Annotated in this window: 2 protein-coding genes; both read right to left on the reverse strand. The window is 49.1% G+C overall.

The genetic code is table 11. The annotated features are described in order from the left end of the window. The coding region (locus tag ACFRAK_RS29680; RefSeq protein WP_394573290.1) for an HAD hydrolase-like protein at positions 1-278 on the reverse strand (278 nt) is incomplete at its 3' end. 121 nt (positions 279-399) lie between these two features. Further along, the coding region (locus ACFRAK_RS29685) for a substrate-binding domain-containing protein (protein WP_394573291.1) at positions 400-1,063 on the reverse strand (664 nt) is incomplete at its 5' end.

Consider the following 1,063-nt stretch of genomic DNA (forward strand, 5'->3'; position numbering starts at 1 on the left):
ATCTCGGACGCATCCATGGTGGAAATGTACTCGACATACCAGACGTTTTTCTTGTCGGCAAGCGTGAGTTTGGTGTCCTCATCGAGCGTAATGCCGCCAATCTCTAGCAGGATATCCAGGGAAGCCATTCGGCTAACCCCCTTTAACCTTTCGTTGTCCTGCTCTGTGAAGGAGAAGCCGAGCTCCTCGGCAAGACGTTTCCAGGCGATATAGTGGTACTTGGCGGTATCCACGAGAACGCCGTCAAGATCGAATAAACATGCGGATACAGATGGCATGATAAACCTCCATTCATTTTGTGCAAACGTTTGAATTAAATCGTAAAAATAAAGGAAGCACCGCAATGCTTCTTTTATTTTTGGACCATGCTGTAAAGGGATATATCCAGATGCCCTGGTATTACTTCGGTGGTGCGAACATAGAAGACTCGCGGGTCATCAATCGATGCGGGATGATATAGCGGTTAGGCAGTACTGTATTCTCATCGTTGCGTATCGCTTGGATCAGCGCTTGTGATGCGGTGTAACCCAAGTTATAGATGCCGATATCTACGCTGCTGAGCGGCGGTGTGGACAACTCCGTGAGCGAAATGTTATTAAAGCTGATAATCGCTACATCATCAGGAACCTTATATCCGAGCTCATGCAATCCCCGCAGCACGCCGAAAGCGACAATATCATCCACAATGACAAGCGCAGTCGGGCGCTCCGGCAAGTTCATGAAAAAAGACATTGCTCGATAACCGCTCTCCTGCAGGAACTCGCCTTCTACAATCCATTCCTTGCGCATCTCAAGGTTCGCATCGGCCAGCGCTTTGCGGTAACCTTTCATCCGATCCTGGGACACGATCAGATTGGGAGGGCCGCTAACAAAGCCGATTCGCTTGTGTCCGAGGGAGATCAGATGCTTGGTTGCATCATAGGCAGCCTGTATGTTGTCGGTGTCGACCGACAATATATCCGGATACTTCTCACTTCGACCGACAAGAACGAAGGGGTAGTTATTCGACTTGAGAAAATCGACAACCTGATCATCCTGTCTAGAGTAGAGCAGGATAGCACCA

The organism is Peribacillus sp. NPDC056705 (assembly GCF_043656335.1).